Consider the following 18,097-nt stretch of genomic DNA (forward strand, 5'->3'; position numbering starts at 1 on the left):
AAAGTTATACTTCTGTAAACTTTTCAAATCTATAGTCGATTGCGGCAAGTCTGCAACTAATCACAAAATGATTTTTATAAAAATCATCAGCTAGTTTATTGATTTCTCGGATTACGTCTCCTCTATAGGGCTGGCTAACTTCATCTAGACCATCTAATAAAATCAAAAATCTGCCACTATATAACAATTTCTTAAAAAGATTAATTTCCTTTTCGTAACACATAAAGAAAATTCTCTGAATATAATTTTGTAAGTTGAGATTTCTTTCCGTAGACACGAAATCTTTAAGAGAGATAAAAATCGGTAGTTTTTTATCTGGAAATATTCCAGAATCACCCTGAAGCGCTAAATACTTTAAAAATGTTGTTTTCCCTGACGCGGGTTTTCCGAGAATTATCAGCCTTGAATACTTCTCAATGGCTTGCAATCCCAGTATTCTTTCTTCGGGGTTTTTATTCAAGCTGGAATAATTTTCAGTAATCCCCAGATCAGCAACTTCAAGACGCCTACGGGATTGGATGGTTTCTAAAACATGAACGTCGATGTAAATCTTATTTAAAGGAATCGGCTGGGACATATCCAGCACCCGCATTGTGCCATACCGATGTTGAATACTCCCATATCCTTGCTGATACAATCTATGGACAATCACATCAAGTTGAGAACTGTTTGACTCGGAGGCTGTTGTTTTTAAGTCCCCCTCGCTAGACGATGGCTGACTGATTTCGTCCCATTCGAGATCAAGACTTTCACTAAGCTGGATAAAATACTGACGATCGACTCGCTCCCCTCGGAAAAATTTACTGATGGTTTGACGAGTGATTTGCAACTGTTTAGCTAACGTAGTCTGGCTCAAGGCTTTCGCCGTTAATGCCTTCTTGGCTTGTTCTATGCCTTGGAGAGATAGCTGTAGCGATCGCTTGGCTCGCTTGCTCATAATTCAATCTAGTGATTCCAGAGGGATAAAGAAGCTGCTATTGAGTAATTTCACTGACAAAGCCAAAGTTTTACATGTAACTTCCCTAAGTTTGACAGCATGATCTCTGATTTCCCTTGTCTAACGGAGCTTAGGCAGGCTCAGTCGTGTTACGGTTGCCAGCGCAGGTTCTCATAAACTTTACATTATTTTACATATTTTAGCATTGCTTTACAAAAGTTTTACCTCAGCTCAACCTAATCTTTGACACCCCTTTGGCAAAATCCGAAGGGGACGAAGAGCTTTTGCCATTAGTTCCGCTGCTTAACAAATTTTTAGGTCATAGACTCTAGGGAACGCATGACGATTAAGAGGAGAGAACTACTGAAGTACGCCGCGATCGCAGGAGGTTTGCTTGTCCTACCCGCCGGATTCCAGCGCATTGCCCATGCTAAAGATCCGGAGAGTCCCGCCGGGAATCCCTTTACCCTACCTTTCCGGGTACCGCCAGTACTTCAGCCAGTCCGCAGTGATAACACGTCCGGTTCTAATGGGTTACAAGATTTTGAAGGAACCGATTACTACGAAATAGCCATCACAAAAGCACAGGCGCAGATCATCCCAGGGAAAAGCACTGAGATTTGGGGCTACGGTGGCATATTTCCGGGTCCGACGATTAAGCAAAAGCGGGATCGGCAGTCAGTTGTCCGCTACATCAACAAACTGGATGTGCCGATGGTGATTCACTTGCATGGGATGGCGGCGCTACCGGAGTATGACGGTTGGGCGCATGACGCTGTAGAACCGGGTTACTATAAGGATTTTATTTACCCAAATAACCGACCTGCTACAATCTGGTATCATGACCATGCCCTTCACAAAACTGCCCCGAATGTGAACATGGGGCTAGCGGGAATGTATATTGTCTATGATGAATACGAACAGAATCTCAACCTACCCAGTGGTGAATATGATGTACCGCTAGTCATCCACGATAAAATATTTGACCGTAAAGGTCAGATCGTCTACGACGATCAGGGTCAAAAAAGTTTGTTCGGAGATGTGATTACGGTTAATGGTGTAGCATGGCCCCGGATGGAGGTGGCTAGACGTAAGTATCGTTTCCGGGTACTCAACGCTTCAGTTTCCCGATCTTACCGACTCAAACTAAGCAGCGGCGATGAGTTTATTATGATCGGCACAGATGCTGGGTTGAGAAGTGCCCCCGTCGCCGTAGACAGCTTCCGCATCAGTATGGCAGAACGCTATGAGTTTATCCTTGACTTCTCCAAATATCCGATTGGCACGAAAATTGTGCTGGAAAATGAGTCACCCGACAATAACGAAGATTACGAAAAAACAGATCGGATCATGCGCTTTGATGTGGTACGGGATGCCGAAGATACCAGCGAAATCCCCAGCACTCTCCGCTACGTGACGCCTGTTTCCCAACTGATTCCCCAAGCAGTACGTACCCGAGAATTCCGCTACGAACGCACAGGCGGTCAATGGGTAGTCAACGGCAACACTTGGAATCGCTACGAATCTGATGCGAATCCCCAAGTTGGCGATGTTGAGATTTGGACATTGTACACGAATTCAGGCGGCTGGTTTCATCCGATTCACGTTCATCTGATCGACTGTCAGATTATTGACCGCAATGAACAACCACCCTTTGTCTATGAGGAAGGCTGGAAAGATGTCATCTACGTAGGTGGTAATGAGTCAGTACGAGTCGTGGGCAAATTTGGTCCCCACACGGGCAGATATATGACCCACTGTCACAATTTAGTTCACGAAGATCACGATATGATGCGGGCAATTCAAATCGGCAATAACTCGACTGATCCGGCTTTAGTCGCTCCGCCCAAGCCACTACCCGCACCACCCTTATAAACTGAAATTCCCCCCAGCCAAAAATGGTGGAATAGATTTTACAGTTTAATCGGGCGCAAGCCCCTTGCGTCCCCCTATTAGATCCCCCTTCCGTCCCCCTTAAAAAGGGGGAGACCAGAGGATGCGAGAGCGTTTTTTGAACGGGGGAGACCAGCGGATGCGAGAGCGTTTTTTGCACGGGGGAGACCAGCGGATGCGAGAGCCTTTGTTGCATGGGGGAGATCAGCGGATGCGAGAGCATTCGTTGACACCAATGAAGGCGTTACGCCCCTACAGTTTCGGCTCTCCCGTACCTAGGGTGAATAGCACGCTCAGATGAGGTTGGTGGGCATTGCCCACCCTACGATATATCAAGGGTTTCAGTTTTGAAAATTGCCACAACCTAAATAGGATTGCTATAGAGGGTTTTCCATCACAAGTAAGGGAGAGCTACAATTATTTTGCCAATCAAGATTGAGTATTGATTCTATCAACTTAGTTTTCCGGACCATACAAGGAATCGTCGAATTCTTTAAGTTTTTTTACGTTATAAACCTGAGGTTGTTGTGCATAGGTACGAGCCGTAGAGGTTGGACGACTCAGTTGCTCTTTGCCGCACAAGTTACTCAGGTCTAAAACTGTGCCGTCTTCGGTTTGCATATAGCACACTGGATCATCGATATTTAGGTTTATTGAGCCTTGAGGTTGGGTATCCGGCAAAACTGGATTACTAAACGTTGCTTTGGCTACCAGTAAAGTTACAAGAGCAGCAATAAATGATATCATTAAAAATGATTTAATTTTCATGAAAAGCTTCTCCTGAGAATTCAAATTTAACAAACATTATAGCATATTAATTGGCTTAAGTTCAAATATTTATCCTAGAATTTTGATAAATAAAAAAAATCTTATGCTAGCTGCTAATTAGCCAATAGTCACTATTGGTATTCTTGCCCTAACGTTGATGGTTGAAGAGAATTCACGGAACTCGACCAACTCCCGTGGAGCCTACTTAGACTGAATTATAAACCTTAATGGTTGGGATCAGGGCGGGTTTATTGAATTGAGGGGTTTCTCGCCACAGGTAACAGTAAAACCCGCCCCTACAAGCTAATTTCTTTTGTCTGTGTTTAAGTTTAATTGTTAAATAAAGAGGTGATAAAACCAAAAGGCAAGTTGTGCGATCGCGCCTTTTGCTGTGTTGGTAGTAAGGGCTTTAGTCTTCAAAAAGCTAGGTCGAATCAAGTAACTCAACCAACTCGCGTCTGTTTACCTAGACTGGATTATAAACGTTAACGGTTCGGATCAGGGCGGGTTTATTGAATTGAGGGGTTGTTGCCACAGGTAACGGTAAAACCCGCCCCTACAAGCCAATTTGTTTTATCTGTGTTTGGGTTTAATTGTCAAACCGATCAATAAACAACAGTACGCCGTTCTGAGAAGTTATGTTCAGTCATAACGGTAGCGATCGCACGGGCTATTTTTTGTCCTCCAGACATAGACGGTTCTACGGGAGAAATCGTGGAGTAGTCTGTTACTTCATCACAAATCACCCGCAAATCGATTAAGGGTAAACCCGCTTGAACCGCTTGTCGAATAATACAATCATTAAACATCGATAACACGGTAAATGCTAATAGACGCATGACTGGATCAAGGAGGGGACATTGGTCATAAATTGTACAGAGTGCAGTCGGTTTATCCAGTGACAACACCGCTTTCAGCATCTGCTGATAGTTGTGGTAAAACTCCGCTTTCATCGTTGCGATCGCGTCTAACATCTTTGGGGAAGATTGGGTGGATTGAACCAAGATAGAGGCATATTGTAACGCATCATTACCGCCCACACTAATAAATACATGGCTGGCGTCTCTTGGTAAGCGCTGGATTTGGGAATCAATCTCCTGAATCGAATCTCCATCCACAGCTAGAAGAGTTGCCTGATCTCCTTGAGGTAAGCAATTTTTTAGCAAGTCAATGACAGATAAACCATCAGGTACATAAGCAGCATTATCAAAAATTGAATCCCCCAGAAGAATAATATGTGCCATGATTTTATACTTTACATGATTTTAGATTGTAGATTTGCCTGTGTAGCGGCGGTCACTCAACAAGAAGTCAAGGAGATCGTCTACAACTGCCCAGATAATCGTTAACTTTTCACGAGTCTATCTATTATTTTGGCATATTTCATGGAGCTGATAGTCAAAGTATTGGAATTTTTTTACCGTTATTCATACCAGACGATGCTTGATCACCCATAAGCCAATAGGTCACCATTTCGCCTCTCCCCCTCACATTAATCGCTCCTCGCTTTTCCAACGGGTAGTTATACTTGAGTCGCTCATAAGTCGCTTCAGTGACTTGAATACGTCCAGCTTCACCAGAGGATTCCATCCGGGAAGCAATATTAACAGCATCTCCCCACAAATCATAGATAAACTTTTTCGTACCAATAACCCCAGCAACCACAACGCCTGTATTAATACCAATGCGGATTTTAATATCCTCACCCAGTTCAACTTGAAAGCGTTTCATCGCCCCTTGCATTGCCAATGCCATTTGCGCGATCGCCTCCGCATGATCGGATCGCGGAATTGGTAAGCCAGCCGCCACCATGTAGGCATCACCAATCGTTTTTATTTTCTCTATTCCTAATTGATCAACTAACTCATCAAACCGGGAAAAAATCTGATTGAGTAACTTAACCAACTCAATCGGTTTTAACCGAGCCCCTAGGGGAGTAAATCCAACTAAATCAGCAAATAAAATGGTCACATCGTTAAATTGTTCAGCAATGACATCGGGATTATTTCTGAGCTGATCAACAATAGGCTGAGGCAAAATATTCAGCAATAACTGCTCTGACTTTTGCTTCTCTACATAAAGGGCGGCTTCTGCTTGCTTGCGATCGCTAATATCTCGTGCGACTAAAATAGCCGTCTCTGTAGACAGGGGAGAAATCGTTTCCGCTAACCAAACCTCCTTGCCATCAATCGGTAGGGAATATTCAATCGAGACAGTTTCCTGGGTCGATATTGCCTGGAGAATCGCCTGGAGAATCAGATCAGCTTGGGGACGTGGCAAATCCTCATGGAGTTTTCTACCCATCATTGCCTCTGGTAATTTGTAAACATTTGCCACCTTAGTGGGAATCATATTCAAACAGCGTCCCGAAACATCTCTCACTGTCACCATATCAGTCATTGCCGCAAAGAGAGCTTTCATTTCGGCTTGCACTTTCTTCTGTTGCAGCACTGTTCCCAATTGAGCCGCCACACCATTGACTAACTTGGTCAATCGTTTGTCTTCAGAACCGTTAGAATGGATAAAAAATACCAGGATTGCCAATACTGAAGAGGGGGAACTGAGCAAACAACTGTTCGGTTGGGTTGTTGGTTTATCGAGGTTAACATTGGCAATAATCGGTACACCAAAACCCGCTTTTAAACCACAAGCTGTCGCTGATTCCAATCGCAGCAAAACATCATCGGTTTGACTAAAATCGCTGATCCATTGAGAGTGTTGAGTTAACCAAACTTTTCCCGGAATCTCTTCTCCTGGGTAGAACGTGAGTAATTTACTATATTCTCGGAAACCCTCAATGGCTACCTGCAAACTCGGATCAAGTCCTTGGCGTTGACAATGCCAACGGCGGCTAGAGACTAGAATTGACTCATCAGTGGAAGGAATCCAAGCTTCGCCATAAATCCAACCCGTGATTTCGCATAACTTCTGCAATGCTACCTCTAAAGCCGTATCAAAATCGGACGCCGCATTAATTGCCTGAGAAAGGTTTAATAAGAGTTTCACCTCTTCTTCCGCTTGTTTGCGATCGCTGAAATCCTGCTGAGAACCGACAACCCGCACAGGCTGTCCGTTTTCATTCCATTGCACTTGTCCCCGTGCCAAAATCCATTTATAACTACCGTCTTGACAGCGCATCCTGTACTCAAACTTGTACGGGGGAGTTTTTCGCGTTAAATGGTCTTGCAATGTGGCTAAAACTTGATCAATATCCTCTGGATGGACGAGATTACGCCAACGATCGAAGCTTTCCAGTACTGTTGGATCGGTGTAACCTAGCATCCCTCCCAAGTGAGGAGAAGCAAATACTTTTCCAGTGGCGATATTCCACTCAAAGATGCCATCCTGAGTACTATTTAGCACTAATTGCCAACGGTCTTCACTTTTACGTAATGCAGCTTCAGTTTGTTTTTGTGCGGTAATATCCGTAATTAAACCTTCTAGATAAAATACCTTTCCATCGGGTTCAAAAATGCCCTGACCTTGTTCCCAAACCCACTTTAATTCGCCAGTTGCGGTGATAATTCGATAAGTGAGTTGGTAAGAATGGTGATTATCTAGAGCCGCTTGTATCTGATCAAATACAGGGTTTTGATCATCAGGATGAATGAGTTGATTGTACGTGAGTATTTTTTGCTTCGTGAAGGCTTCAACTGGATAACCCGTAAGCTCATAGCAGCCTTCACTGATAAAAAGCATCGTCCAGTCTGAGTCATTGAGACAACGGTAAGCAATACCGGGTATATTACTCATTAATGTTGCCAGACTGCGTTGGCTTTCCGCTAAATCAAACTCGGTTTGTTTATGTTCTCGCGCTTCAATTGCCAAGGACACTAAATCGGCAAGCGATCGCGCGAAATTCTGGTCTTCTGGTGTCCAGTGGCGAACCCTTCCCACTTGTCCTAAACAGATAATTCCGGCGATTTCTCCTCTAATCTGAATTGGCACATCCAGAACCGAGGTGATACCCCAGGGAATCAAATAAGACGCCGACAATTCTTGCGTTCTCGGGTCAGTTTGGGCATAATCTGCGGCAATGAGTTGGTCATGCTGTAATGCCTGAAAATAGGTAGGATAGTTCGCCACAGCAAGTTCAATGTCTTGGCTATGGTGGTTTTGATGCTTGTCAAATAGGTCAAAACAGTGGAGTTTGGTTCTGGTTTTGTCAAATAACCAAATCCCCGTGCGTTCAACGCCCAGACTTTTCACACCGGCTTGGGTAATTTCAGCGAAAGCGGCGTTTAAATCGCCTTGATGGATGGCGGGACTTTTAGCTAATTGAGTCAACACCAGATTATGATTACGCAGCGCGATCGCACTTTCCTGTAAGGCTTGTTCGGCTTGCTTTAACTTATGCGTCAAGGCTTCGAGTTGGCGCGATTTTTGCTCATAAAGCCAGGTTTCCTGAATCCCTTGGCTGACTTGAGAGAGCATTTCAATTACTAAGTCTGATTTGTTAAAATCGAGTTTTTCAACTCCTAACCAAGGAAGCGGTTTAATGAGATTTTTACTCCTGTGGATAACCTGAAATTGTCCACCGGGTAAAATTTGTCCAATATAGGAATATTTGCCAACATGATGATTGGGTTGAATTTGAATCAGTCCCCCCGGTGCAGCAAAACTTTGATTATATGCCGCTAATCGTACCTGATCCACGGCAAAAGATTGGGCAGATTCGACGGCTAATTTCCACAGGTACACTTGACTGTAAGCCGCTTCAATCGGATCAGAGGTAACCCGATTTACACCATATCGCGCCTGAAATTGCTGCACAAATCGATTATTTTCGGGTGTATTTAGACTCTGGAAATAACTCCAACTGGCATAATGTCCAACAGCCACATCGTCCAGGGTTTGGAGTTCCACTTCCGCGACACTCACCGCCAGAATTGGAATGTCATCAGCGGTTATCCCTGCGTCTCGGTACTGATGATAGAAAAATTGGTTTCCTTGTCCATTAAGGGTATTGAAAACAACATCCGGTTGGGTTTGTTGAATTCGTGCGATCGCGCCGCTAAAATCTGTCTCCCCTAAGTCTACATATTCTTCCCCGACGACTTCCCCACCTTGTTGCTTGAGTTGGGAGGCGATGATCTTATTTAAAGTGCGGGGAAAAACATAATCGGAACCTAGCAGATAGAATCGCTTTCCTTTGTTAGACAGTAGCCAAGAAACGGCGGGTTCCACTTGTTGATTGGGACAAGCGCCCGTATAAAAGATGTTAGGAGAGCTTTCGAGTCCTTCGTATTGTAGGGGATACCAGAGGAGAGCATTTAAGGTCTCAAATGTGGGTTTAACCGCTTTACGGGTAGCCGACGTCCAACAGCCAAAAACTGTGGTTACGCCCTCAAATTGAATCAGTTGTTGGGCTTGGCGTTTAAATTCTGCTGGATCAGATGCACCATCAACCACAAGCGGCTCAATGGTTTGAGCCAAAACGCCTCCGGCTTGATTGATTTGTGCGATCGCCATCAGGGCTGCATCAATTAATGGTCTCTCACTAAGAGCCATTGTGCCAGTTTGGGAATGCAAGATACCAACTCGCACTCCAGATGCAGAAGATGGCTGGTTTAAAGGCAACATGATCAAAGCCTAGGGTTATTTTATACAGAGTGTATGAGGAATCTATAGATAGTCTTTTTCAAGGCAATTGAGTGGCAACCAGGAGTTTTATTCAAGTTAAAGTCTAATTACACAAAACTATAGAGCAAAATCAACGCTATGAGTTTTAGAGTTTGAGTTTAGTTATATTATACTTGGGTTAACCTAAATCATTTCATAAAAATTGAGGGTTATAGTTTTAGATAGGTTAGAGTAACTTCAGGTAAATTCAGGTATATTGAGTTACAATGCCCATCTTTCATTTCATTCTACTTTGCCTCCTTACTCCTTCTCTTCTGCCCTCTGCCTTCTTGTCCTAGTCCCACTCCATTTTTAAAGTAGGCACCAACCGTTGCCAGTTACTTAAAAGCTTATTTTGCCAAGGCATTTGTGTTGAACCTTTAACCATCAGTTGAGTAATTTTTTGCTTACGTACACGAATTACAAATCGAGACAAGACACTCATTCCCGAACTGTTCAGGAATTCTAGCTGCTGTAAGTTCATCGTAATCAGGGGGAGTTCTTGAACCATAACCTGATCCAGTAATTCCTCGATGGGTTTATAATCAGAAATTAGGCTTTCCCTCAATAAACCTTTGAAGTTCACGGTTGCCGTTGTTGGTTCATACCATACCGTATAGTCTTCGGTCTGAATGCTCATTCGATATACTCCATCCTATTACTTATGACTTCATTAGATCGTTAGCTGTACCATTGTGGTCACCGTTTTTACTTCAGGGTTTTGGTTAATGGTTTCAATTTTCCAGCCTAACTTAGCACTATAATCATTAGTCATGCTGAGAAAACCCAACTGCGATTGATCACTATTCTCTTCAGCACCTTTTTCCAATTGTCTAAAATAAAATTCATTAAGATCAGAGGTAAGAAATTCGTCAACAAATGCCTCCATTTTTTTTAACTTGTCTTGATTCACGCAATTTGTAGCCATTAATATTAATGTTTTTTCCTGCAAGCAGCTACTAATTTTTATTGGATATTTAACCAGACTATCATGGAATTTAATGCAATTCTCTAATAATTCATTGGTGATATAAGTCGCGGCACTCTTGATTTTTAGTTGTCGTTCAAAGGTTTGGATATCGTCCTCATGGGTAGGAAAAAGATTGGCGATATAGTCCGTCATGAAAGCAACAGACAAGTAGCGAGTTTGCTTACGGCGGGCGCGAGAAATTGCGTGGACATACAACTCCAGCGTAAAAAGCTTGTAATCGGCAAGTATATCTTCTCTGAAGTTTCCTAATATTTGATTCATATCCTTTGAGATTATAGTTTTTTGAGAATGGAAAACATGAACAGCGATTTACTTCTGTTTAAGTATCACCAACGTAATATCATCAGCAACTTTTTGTTTGCCAATATGACGCCGTACATCGTCAATCACGACTTGTCTAATTTCCTGAGTCGATTTCTGATAATTCCGACTAACAATTTCGCATAACCGCTCTAGTCCATATTGTTGTCGCTGGGAGTTATAAGCTTCTGTAACACCATCCGTGTATAAGACTACCACATCTCCTGAATTTAACTCTATTTTTTCCTGAGCAATAAACTCAGAAATTTCTTCCTCTAATCCTAAAGGGAAGCCCAGATAAGTTGTATTAATCCGTTCCACTTTTCCTCCATTACGCACCACAATAACATCCTCATGTTGACCACTGACACCCAAAGTGCCATTGGCATAATCTAAAACAGCCAGAGTTATATTTTTATAGGGATTAATCCGCTGGATGTTGCTATAAATAGTGCGGTTGAGAATATCCAAAAATCTCACCGGATTGGTTTCCTCACTTTCTTGTAAGGTTCGCACAGCCGTTTGAGTCATCAACATCAAAACTCCACTTTCTAAACCATGTCCGGTTACATCACCAATGCTAATTTTGACGTTACCATTCTGTTGAATTACGTCATAATAGTCACCGCCAACTTCATCAGCAGGTTGCATGAATCCAGCAATATCTAATCCTTCCACTAAATCCAGTTCCTCCTGTTTAGGTAAAATCATCTGTTGTAGTTTCTTGGTGACCTCGATTTCAGAACTCAGACGCAGGTTTTCTTGTCGGAGTTTTTGATTAAGAGTAGTAATTTTTTGATGGGCGGCTTGCAGCTCTTGTTTTTGGAGTTCCAACTCCTGATTTTTTTGCTGTAACTGTTGCGCCATGAATTCAAGCTGTTTTTGGTGGGTTATGTCCTTGATTACAAAACTACATCCGGAAAATCCTTTGACAGGTAAATAAATAGGGGTTATTTCTAAACGTAGATAATAGGATAAATGCTGAATCTCTTGGTAAGATTTGCGTTTGTTCGTTTTCGCTTTATCGAAATATTTTTTGGCTAAATTAAACTGCTCATTATCTGATAAATTAAATAAATGTTTATTTAAAAGAGCAGATTCATTAAGCAAAACTCCATGAACAGATCGGAATTGCATGATTTCAAAGAATCGACTATTAAATTCGACTAACCGTCCCTCACTATCCAGGATAGCAATACCCTCTGATGAATTTCGCACGATACTTGTCCATCGTTCTTGTCCCAAATAAAACTCCCGGAAAAGATCATCATCTTCAGCCAGTATATTTTCAAAAATTGCCAGCCATTCTTTATCTCGTTTAATTAATCGCAGACGGGAAATAAATTCGTTTTGGTTAACTAAAATAACAATCGTTAAGTCCAGAAATCCTTTTTTATATTGACTTAATTTTTCATGAAATAAAAACCTGCCTCTTTTATCTTTGCGACTAAACAAGCTGTCTAACGGCTTTCCCACAATAGACTGAGGAGTACAGGCAAAATGTTCACAAAATTCCGGAGTAACGTTAAATATGTTTAGGGAGTCATCTAAAACGAGCATTCCTCCTGTATAAACGGCATAGAGAGGACAATCCTTCACGATATTAGCTCCTGTTTATTTAAAAAAACTATTTATTATTGCTTTCGCCTAGTCACTCACTGTAGTAATTAAACCGCCTCGTTAAAGTAATTCAACCTGGAATTTACAAGATAATTCTTGACAACAAATACAGTGGCTTTCTTCTGAAGCATAGGTTCCTACCCGTTCCTCAACAGTACCTTCGCCATGAAGGAGTGCCATAATTCCCGCTGCGACACCTGTTAACGCAAAACATTGGGGTTCTGTTGCTTCGCCTTTATAGGCTAGATAACCCAAAGCTTCGTATCCATTGAGAGCTTCCATTTGCAACGTTTCGCCCGGTTCATAATTGATGACATGCCAATTGCCCCAACCCAAACCATTTGTTACCGCAATTAATCCATATAAGTTATCCGATTCTTCTTCAACCATGGGGGCAATTAACTCATACCATTCTGCTGAAATAATAATACCGCGAAGGGTGTTCACAGCACAGACTTCTCCAGCAAATAAAAGAAGTTGTTTAGCTGTACTGAATAACCCTTGTTTTTTCATGCTTTCTATAAAACGAATACAGATTAAATTATAAAAATCCGCTGGAGTGTTAGCTAAATAAACATTAAACGCCGGAATTAATCCCTGATTATTCCCATAAAACGGCATTTCAACTAGAGCATTAATAATTTTTTTCTCATCAATATTAGAGTGAGCAAATTCACTCGTGGGTTTAGGGTTAAACTTTAGGTTTAGCTTCGGCAGATAAGTTACAGAAGTAGTTCGGGATTGATCGACGATAAACTGACACGTATCCGCACCCATATTCATACAAGCTTTTTCCTTGACATACACCGATTTTCCAGTAATTCCATGAATCACACCTTGAAGATACCCTTCTGTAAACGTACAGACGGGACAGTTTGACTCAATAAATCCGGCTTTCCATCCTTCGACAAAGTGGGAACTACTTGACGTAACTATGCCTTGATTAATTTGGGAAAAGTCCAAATGTCCATATCCTAAGTGAGCATAGAGTTTTGCGGCTATTTGCCATTTATCTGCTAAGGTATCTTCAGAATCAAAAAAATTCTGGATATAGTCTGAGAAGATTTCTTCAGTCGCTGATAAAATAATCGCTTTGCCATTAATTTGCTTAGTGCCTTCTATAATATTTTGCAGGCGAGCGTTATAATGATGGCAGTGAATCACTACCTCTTTTTTGCCAATAATGCGACGATAAGTATGAGGGTCAAATACTAAATTGAAGCGTTCAGTTAATTCTTTTTCTGTTGGAGTTTTCATTGGTTCTTAGTGAGTGGCGGTCTAAAATTGTTCATGGTACTCCTTCAGAGAATAAATATAGCCTTTTCATTTGAGTTATTAATCTCACCCTGAGAGGGGTAAGGTTTTCACGTTTCATTGGGAAATGCTATAGACAGGGTTTATTGCCTAATGAAGTTGCCATGAACGATAAACGATGAATCCTGAGCCTGGGACTGTATTCCATGGAACCAAAAACGGCTATAGATTGAGATTATATCAGTTTATAGAGAAATAGGATCAAGGAAGAGACATTCGATTGGAAAGAGACATTCCATTGGAAAGAGACGTTCCACCGGAACGTCTCTACAAGGTCAAATCAGGGATACTTTGGTAGCTTCTGTTACCTTTTTTGAAGAATTAAATCAAAGCGTAAACCTTTGCTTCCCATGGGAAAATCGGTTCTCTGCCAACCCATTCAGGAGGAACGATGCGGTTTTGGGTGATTTCTTTCCACTGCTTACCTTCTGGAGTGGGCGACCAATTCGGGACTTTATATTCAGAACCTACAGGAGTTCCATAGTCTGAGAAATTAGCCACGACAATCACGTATTCATCCGCCTTTTTGCCACGCCGCCAGACTAAAACCCGTTTACCTTCATGGAAATCGGCATGAATAAACTCATTCTCATTCACGGCTAGTGCCTTAGATGAGGTGCGGAAGCGAACTAACCGCGCCACATACTCAAAGATGCGTTGTCGCCAATCCTCTTGGACTCGACTATAGTTTACTGGGTCCACCTGTTTATGATCGGTATGTTCATCACTAATATCAAGATCCTGCTGATCCGCAAATTCATCCCCTGCCAAAATCAGGGGAATCCCAACAGCGGTTAAAAGACAAACAAATGCTAGCTTAATCCGGGGTTCAGTATCGTAAACTCCATTATTAATTAGATAGTTATAGAAACGCTCATTACCTAAACCGCCTACATCATGGGACGTGAGATAATTCACCGCTTGAGCGCTATCGGTAAAGCCTAAAAAACGACAATCAATGAGTTTGCGGACACTCCATTCAAAGCTAGAGTCATTAAAGGCATTCTTGCCTAAAATTACCTGTCGAATAATCTGCTTAAATTTTTCGTTCCATAGTCCATCTAAGCGATTTTGGTGAACTAAGGCTAAGGGGACACTTAATTCTTCGCCAACAACCAGAAAGTGCTGACTTGAACCTCCCCGTTTTTCCCAAAGCGTGCGGGCTAACTCTCGGAATTTTTCCAAAAAGTCATAGTTGCCGACATTATTAACGCTATCGAGTCGCAAACCATCCACCCGATAATAGTTCAGCCAATGAGCCATATATACTTTCATATATTCACGGGCTGGCACAAACCAGGATTTTTTGCCAAGAATTGGATGATAGCCTTCTACCCAATAGTTGTACTTAAATAAATCACCACCAAAACCATTGCGACCCACTTGTTCAGGGTCACGTTCCGGATTGCCCTGTGGTCGCCATTGGACATAAAAATCCAAAAAATTTATGTTTTGATACGGATTATTTCGGGAAAACGCCATCACCATATCGGCAAAGAAACGCATTCCCAACTGGTGACACACTTTAATTAGATTGGCTAAATCAGTGGATGCGGTTGGTGCATCTTGACCCTCTGGATGTCCTAAATCAAAATCAGCCGCAAAAAAGTTAGCTGTACCATATCCCCATTCCAGCTTGTCATCACTATCGGCTGGAGGCAATAATTCTAAGGCATTGACGCCTAATTCCGCCAGATGAGCTTTGCCTTCTGCTAAGGTTTCAATGTGGCTAAAATTAGGAGACGTGGCTTGGGGTTGCAATAAAGACAGCACATCCTGAAACGTACCGATTCCTACCTCTCGATTTTCCTCTGTCCTCCCTTTTGTCCAACGGGTTGGTAATTCATAGATCACCAGTTGATTGTTTGGGGGTAGAGTGTCTAATGGGGCGTCTCCTTCCCAGTTCACCGTTTGTCCGCCCGGATCACAGGGGATTAGGATGCCATTGTGATACAAAATCACACTAGCAGGATCATGACTGGCAATACCACCTTCCTCGTCAGGGATGGGGGCGATTATCCGGCGGTCTACAGTGGTGGCGGTTGGATCAGTGCAATAGAGAACTTTGTTAATATTGTCAGGGTTATAGGGTTCAGTATTGTGGATTTTAAACCAGTACAGGTAAACTTGCCCTTCTGTCAGACCACAGTCTTGAGCGGAGACTTCCCACAACTCCGGGAAATCAGGAGATTGGCTGAGGGGAAATTCACCAACTTTCTCGAATCGATCTGAAGCCTTAGCTGAAGGTTTAGCAATGTAAACGCTGGGCGGTGGTTGGGATATACCAGGACGCCACAAGATGAAGTGGGTCTGCTTGCGGCTTAATAGATCGACGAGCATAGTATGGGTCTCCTGAGTGGGAATCTTACTTTGGGTTGATCTGTACAACCGACCACCATTCTATTCTGGGGATTTGAAACGTCAATTCTTCGACTGTCATGTTCGCTTGACTAGCTAGATTTAAAGCGATGCTGATCAAGCCTGATTTAATAAGTAAAACTTTTCAATTTTATGTTTTAGTTTTAATATTCTCAAGTCAATCGGATTTAGGGCGGGCAGAAAAAGTCACTGGCAAATCCTGAGTTGACCTGGGTTTGAGTTTGTAGTATGTTGTTACGGTAATGCTGTATTGGGTGTTTTTTGTAGCATTTTTTTAAACTACATTGCTTAAATGCCTTGAAAATGCGTAATTTTATCCCCTCTCTTGTCGAAAAAATTTAAAAAATACAAATATATTACATTACCTAATTGTCAGAACTCGAACAGGGACGAATTTGACAAAAAAGCAGTTTAATGCATTAGATAAGAATTAAAATAAATTATTATTAGGTTAGGACTTACGCAAAGCCTCTATGTGTTCTATGTGTAGTGGCGTGACACAGCTAAAATTGTGGAATAGATTTGACCTTTAAACCGGGCGCACGCCGTGCGCCCCTACAATGCTAATCCACCAATTAAGGTGTGCCACACCAGTAGGGTGTGTTAGCGTAGCGTAACGCACCTTTGCCACGATACGTGGTGTAGATGTGTAAATCCTGTAGGTATTATTGGTGACAAGTTATCCGCAGCGATTTAGCTTGAGAAATTAATTACAGATGCACAGAGAAATAAAACCATGCGAGAAAAAATTGTCAAACTATTATTTACTCCTATTCCGGGAACCAAAAGTATAGAACAAGGGCTGTTCAGAGTTATTTGTATATCATCAACTAAGTTAAGACAGTGGTCATTTTCTAGTTTAATTTTTCTCCTCAAGTCACTTCGCTGGTTCGTACCGAGTGTAAGTGTATTATTAGTTATCTGGATGATTGGCGGTAATTTCTTCGCTGCTCAACAGGAAAAGGAAATTGAACAAGACATCGAAGAATTTGTCAAACGGTTCCCGGATACTGAACCGAACGATTCGGCGTTGAAGTTACGAGCTTTGATGGCAAAATTGGCAATACATGGCGGTGGTACGCCTGAGTTTCCTATTGACGCCTATACCATGTCTCATCCAGATTTTGCTGTCTCTGAAAGTGACAGAACAGCTTTTGAAGAAATTCGGGAAGAACTAAGAAATTATTTGGATGCTCAAATCAGCAAACCAAATGATAAACTTGCTCCAATACCCGACAAATTAAGACAATATTTAATAGACAATACGGAAGACATAGAAGCGATTAGCAAGCATCTATTAAATAATGAAATTCCTCTGTGGCAAAGAGATATAACTCCAATAGTGGAGGGGGATTATTCATTTCCTTTGCCCAGTTATTTGAATTTGGTTAATTTTCAAAACGTGATTTTACTGGATGTATTAGAAAAAAATAGCCGTGGTCAAGTTAAACAAGCAGCCGAAATGCTAGAGGTATCCTGGAATCTCAATCAGTCACTTCGTAACGACTATTATCTGATTAGTCAATTGGTTGTCTTAATTATGGGCAGATATAGTACAGGTGTAATCAGAAAGCTTGAATATCTTCCCGTAGAATGGCAGCAGCGCTTATTGGAACATGACTACCATCAATCACTGTTAACTTCTCTAGAAACAGAATTTGTATCTGGATTCAATTTTATGCGAAATTTACATTTATATCCACTTGAAGAGGTGTTGATGACGGAAGATTTATTATTGGCTTTACTACTCAAATTTCCTATTTTCAAACCTTATCGTCGCCTTTCTGCAATTGATACGTATAATACACAAATGAAGCTTCTGCCAGAATATAAGCAACACAATATATGTTTGTCAGATTCAGCCGCATCAGCAACACTTGATACAAATCCAGCCTGGTGGAACATTCATGGTCAGACAATAGCACCAGCCTGGTTCAATCAACCTCGCAAAGCGACCCAATATATGCTTGAATTAGAATTAACCAAAAAAATATTGCAGGTCAAAGCATTAGCTGCCAAAACCGGAAAATGGCCCCAGTCAGTCCCGAATATGGAGTCTGAGATTTGTCCTGGTGTTGAATGGGTTTATCAAGTGTCTCCTGATGGTACAATGTCAATTTCTCTAAGTGAGCAACCTGAATGGTTAACCGAAAGAATAGAAAATCAAAATGCACTTCCTCTTACTTATAGCACTCAGCAAATTCCTAATTATTAGAACAAAGTATTTAATGTTAACCTAATTTGTATGTAGTCGGCACTTTAGTGCCAGAAAG

The 18,097-nt window shown here is 41.8% G+C and carries 11 protein-coding genes; 2 read left to right on the forward strand and 9 right to left on the reverse strand.

Annotated elements, in window-relative coordinates:
• Nucleotides 1-4: 4 nt before the first annotated feature.
• The gene (locus RID09_RS10335; RefSeq protein WP_446335858.1) at nt 5-937 is read right to left on the reverse strand and encodes an NACHT domain-containing protein; all 933 of its coding nucleotides are present in this window, start codon (nt 935-937) and stop codon (nt 5-7) included.
• Between the two features lie 339 nt (nt 938-1,276).
• Between RID09_RS10335 and RID09_RS10340 the strand changes: the two genes are divergently transcribed.
• Nucleotides 1,277-2,812 carry a multicopper oxidase family protein gene (locus tag RID09_RS10340; protein ID WP_446335859.1) on the forward strand — a complete coding sequence of 512 codons (1,536 nt, stop codon included), beginning with the start codon at nt 1,277-1,279 and terminating at the stop codon, nt 2,810-2,812.
• Nucleotides 2,813-3,286: 474 nt separating this feature from the next.
• On the opposite strand, the gene RID09_RS10345 is transcribed toward RID09_RS10340, so the two are convergent.
• From RID09_RS10345 to RID09_RS10380, 8 genes are all read right to left on the reverse strand, one after another.
• Entirely contained in the window at nt 3,287-3,598 is a 312-nt protein-coding gene (locus RID09_RS10345; RefSeq protein WP_446335860.1) for a hypothetical protein, read from the reverse strand.
• Between the two features lie 605 nt (nt 3,599-4,203).
• Entirely contained in the window at nt 4,204-4,842 is a 639-nt protein-coding gene (locus RID09_RS10350) for a GDSL-type esterase/lipase family protein (protein ID WP_446335861.1), read from the reverse strand.
• Nucleotides 4,843-4,996: 154 nt separating this feature from the next.
• Complete coding sequence (locus RID09_RS10355; RefSeq protein ID WP_446335862.1) at nt 4,997-9,181, reverse strand: transporter substrate-binding protein; 4,185 nt, start codon at nt 9,179-9,181, stop codon at nt 4,997-4,999.
• Nucleotides 9,182-9,515: 334 nt separating this feature from the next.
• The gene (locus RID09_RS10360) at nt 9,516-9,860 is read right to left on the reverse strand and encodes a slr1659 superfamily regulator (protein WP_446335863.1); all 345 of its coding nucleotides are present in this window, start codon (nt 9,858-9,860) and stop codon (nt 9,516-9,518) included.
• A 33-nt stretch (nt 9,861-9,893) separates the two neighbouring features.
• Complete coding sequence (locus tag RID09_RS10365) at nt 9,894-10,472, reverse strand: slr1658 superfamily regulator (RefSeq protein WP_446335864.1); 579 nt, start codon at nt 10,470-10,472, stop codon at nt 9,894-9,896.
• 48 nt (nt 10,473-10,520) lie between these two features.
• Nucleotides 10,521-12,110 (reverse strand): SpoIIE family protein phosphatase, encoded by a 1,590-nt coding sequence (locus RID09_RS10370; protein ID WP_446335865.1) that lies wholly within the window; start codon nt 12,108-12,110, stop codon nt 10,521-10,523.
• A gap of 81 nt (nt 12,111-12,191) precedes the next feature.
• Nucleotides 12,192-13,388, reverse strand: coding sequence for a V4R domain-containing protein (locus RID09_RS10375; protein ID WP_446335866.1), 1,197 nt, complete (start codon nt 13,386-13,388; stop codon nt 12,192-12,194).
• Between the two features lie 378 nt (nt 13,389-13,766).
• On the reverse strand, nt 13,767-15,785 hold the full coding sequence (locus RID09_RS10380) for an alpha-amylase family glycosyl hydrolase (protein WP_446335867.1): 2,019 nt from the start codon (nt 15,783-15,785) through the stop codon (nt 13,767-13,769).
• A 775-nt stretch (nt 15,786-16,560) separates the two neighbouring features.
• Here RID09_RS10380 and RID09_RS10385 point away from each other — a divergent pair.
• Complete coding sequence (locus RID09_RS10385) at nt 16,561-18,039, forward strand: hypothetical protein (RefSeq protein ID WP_446335868.1); 1,479 nt, start codon at nt 16,561-16,563, stop codon at nt 18,037-18,039.
• The last annotated feature ends 58 nt before the right edge of the window (nt 18,040-18,097 follow it).

Origin of the sequence: Coleofasciculus sp. G1-WW12-02 (assembly GCF_040219735.1) — a bacterium.
In the GTDB taxonomy this organism is placed as follows: domain Bacteria; phylum Cyanobacteriota; class Cyanobacteriia; order Cyanobacteriales; family Coleofasciculaceae; genus Coleofasciculus.

Excerpts from the sequence above, each read along its gene's own strand:
- RID09_RS10335 (WP_446335858.1), bottom strand. The coding sequence starts at position 937 with ATGAGCAAGCGAGCCAAGCGATCGCTACAGCTATCTCTCCAAGGCATA.
- RID09_RS10340 (WP_446335859.1), top strand. The coding sequence starts at position 1,277 with ATGACGATTAAGAGGAGAGAACTACTGAAGTACGCCGCGATCGCAGGA.
- RID09_RS10345 (WP_446335860.1), bottom strand. The coding sequence starts at position 3,598 with ATGAAAATTAAATCATTTTTAATGATATCATTTATTGCTGCTCTTGTA.
- RID09_RS10350 (WP_446335861.1), bottom strand. The coding sequence starts at position 4,842 with ATGGCACATATTATTCTTCTGGGGGATTCAATTTTTGATAATGCTGCT.
- RID09_RS10355 (WP_446335862.1), bottom strand. The coding sequence starts at position 9,181 with ATGTTGCCTTTAAACCAGCCATCTTCTGCATCTGGAGTGCGAGTTGGT.
- RID09_RS10360 (WP_446335863.1), bottom strand. The coding sequence starts at position 9,860 with ATGAGCATTCAGACCGAAGACTATACGGTATGGTATGAACCAACAACG.
- RID09_RS10365 (WP_446335864.1), bottom strand. The coding sequence starts at position 10,472 with ATGAATCAAATATTAGGAAACTTCAGAGAAGATATACTTGCCGATTAC.
- RID09_RS10375 (WP_446335866.1), bottom strand. The coding sequence starts at position 13,388 with ATGAAAACTCCAACAGAAAAAGAATTAACTGAACGCTTCAATTTAGTA.
- RID09_RS10380 (WP_446335867.1), bottom strand. The coding sequence starts at position 15,785 with ATGCTCGTCGATCTATTAAGCCGCAAGCAGACCCACTTCATCTTGTGG.
- RID09_RS10385 (WP_446335868.1), top strand. The coding sequence starts at position 16,561 with ATGCGAGAAAAAATTGTCAAACTATTATTTACTCCTATTCCGGGAACC.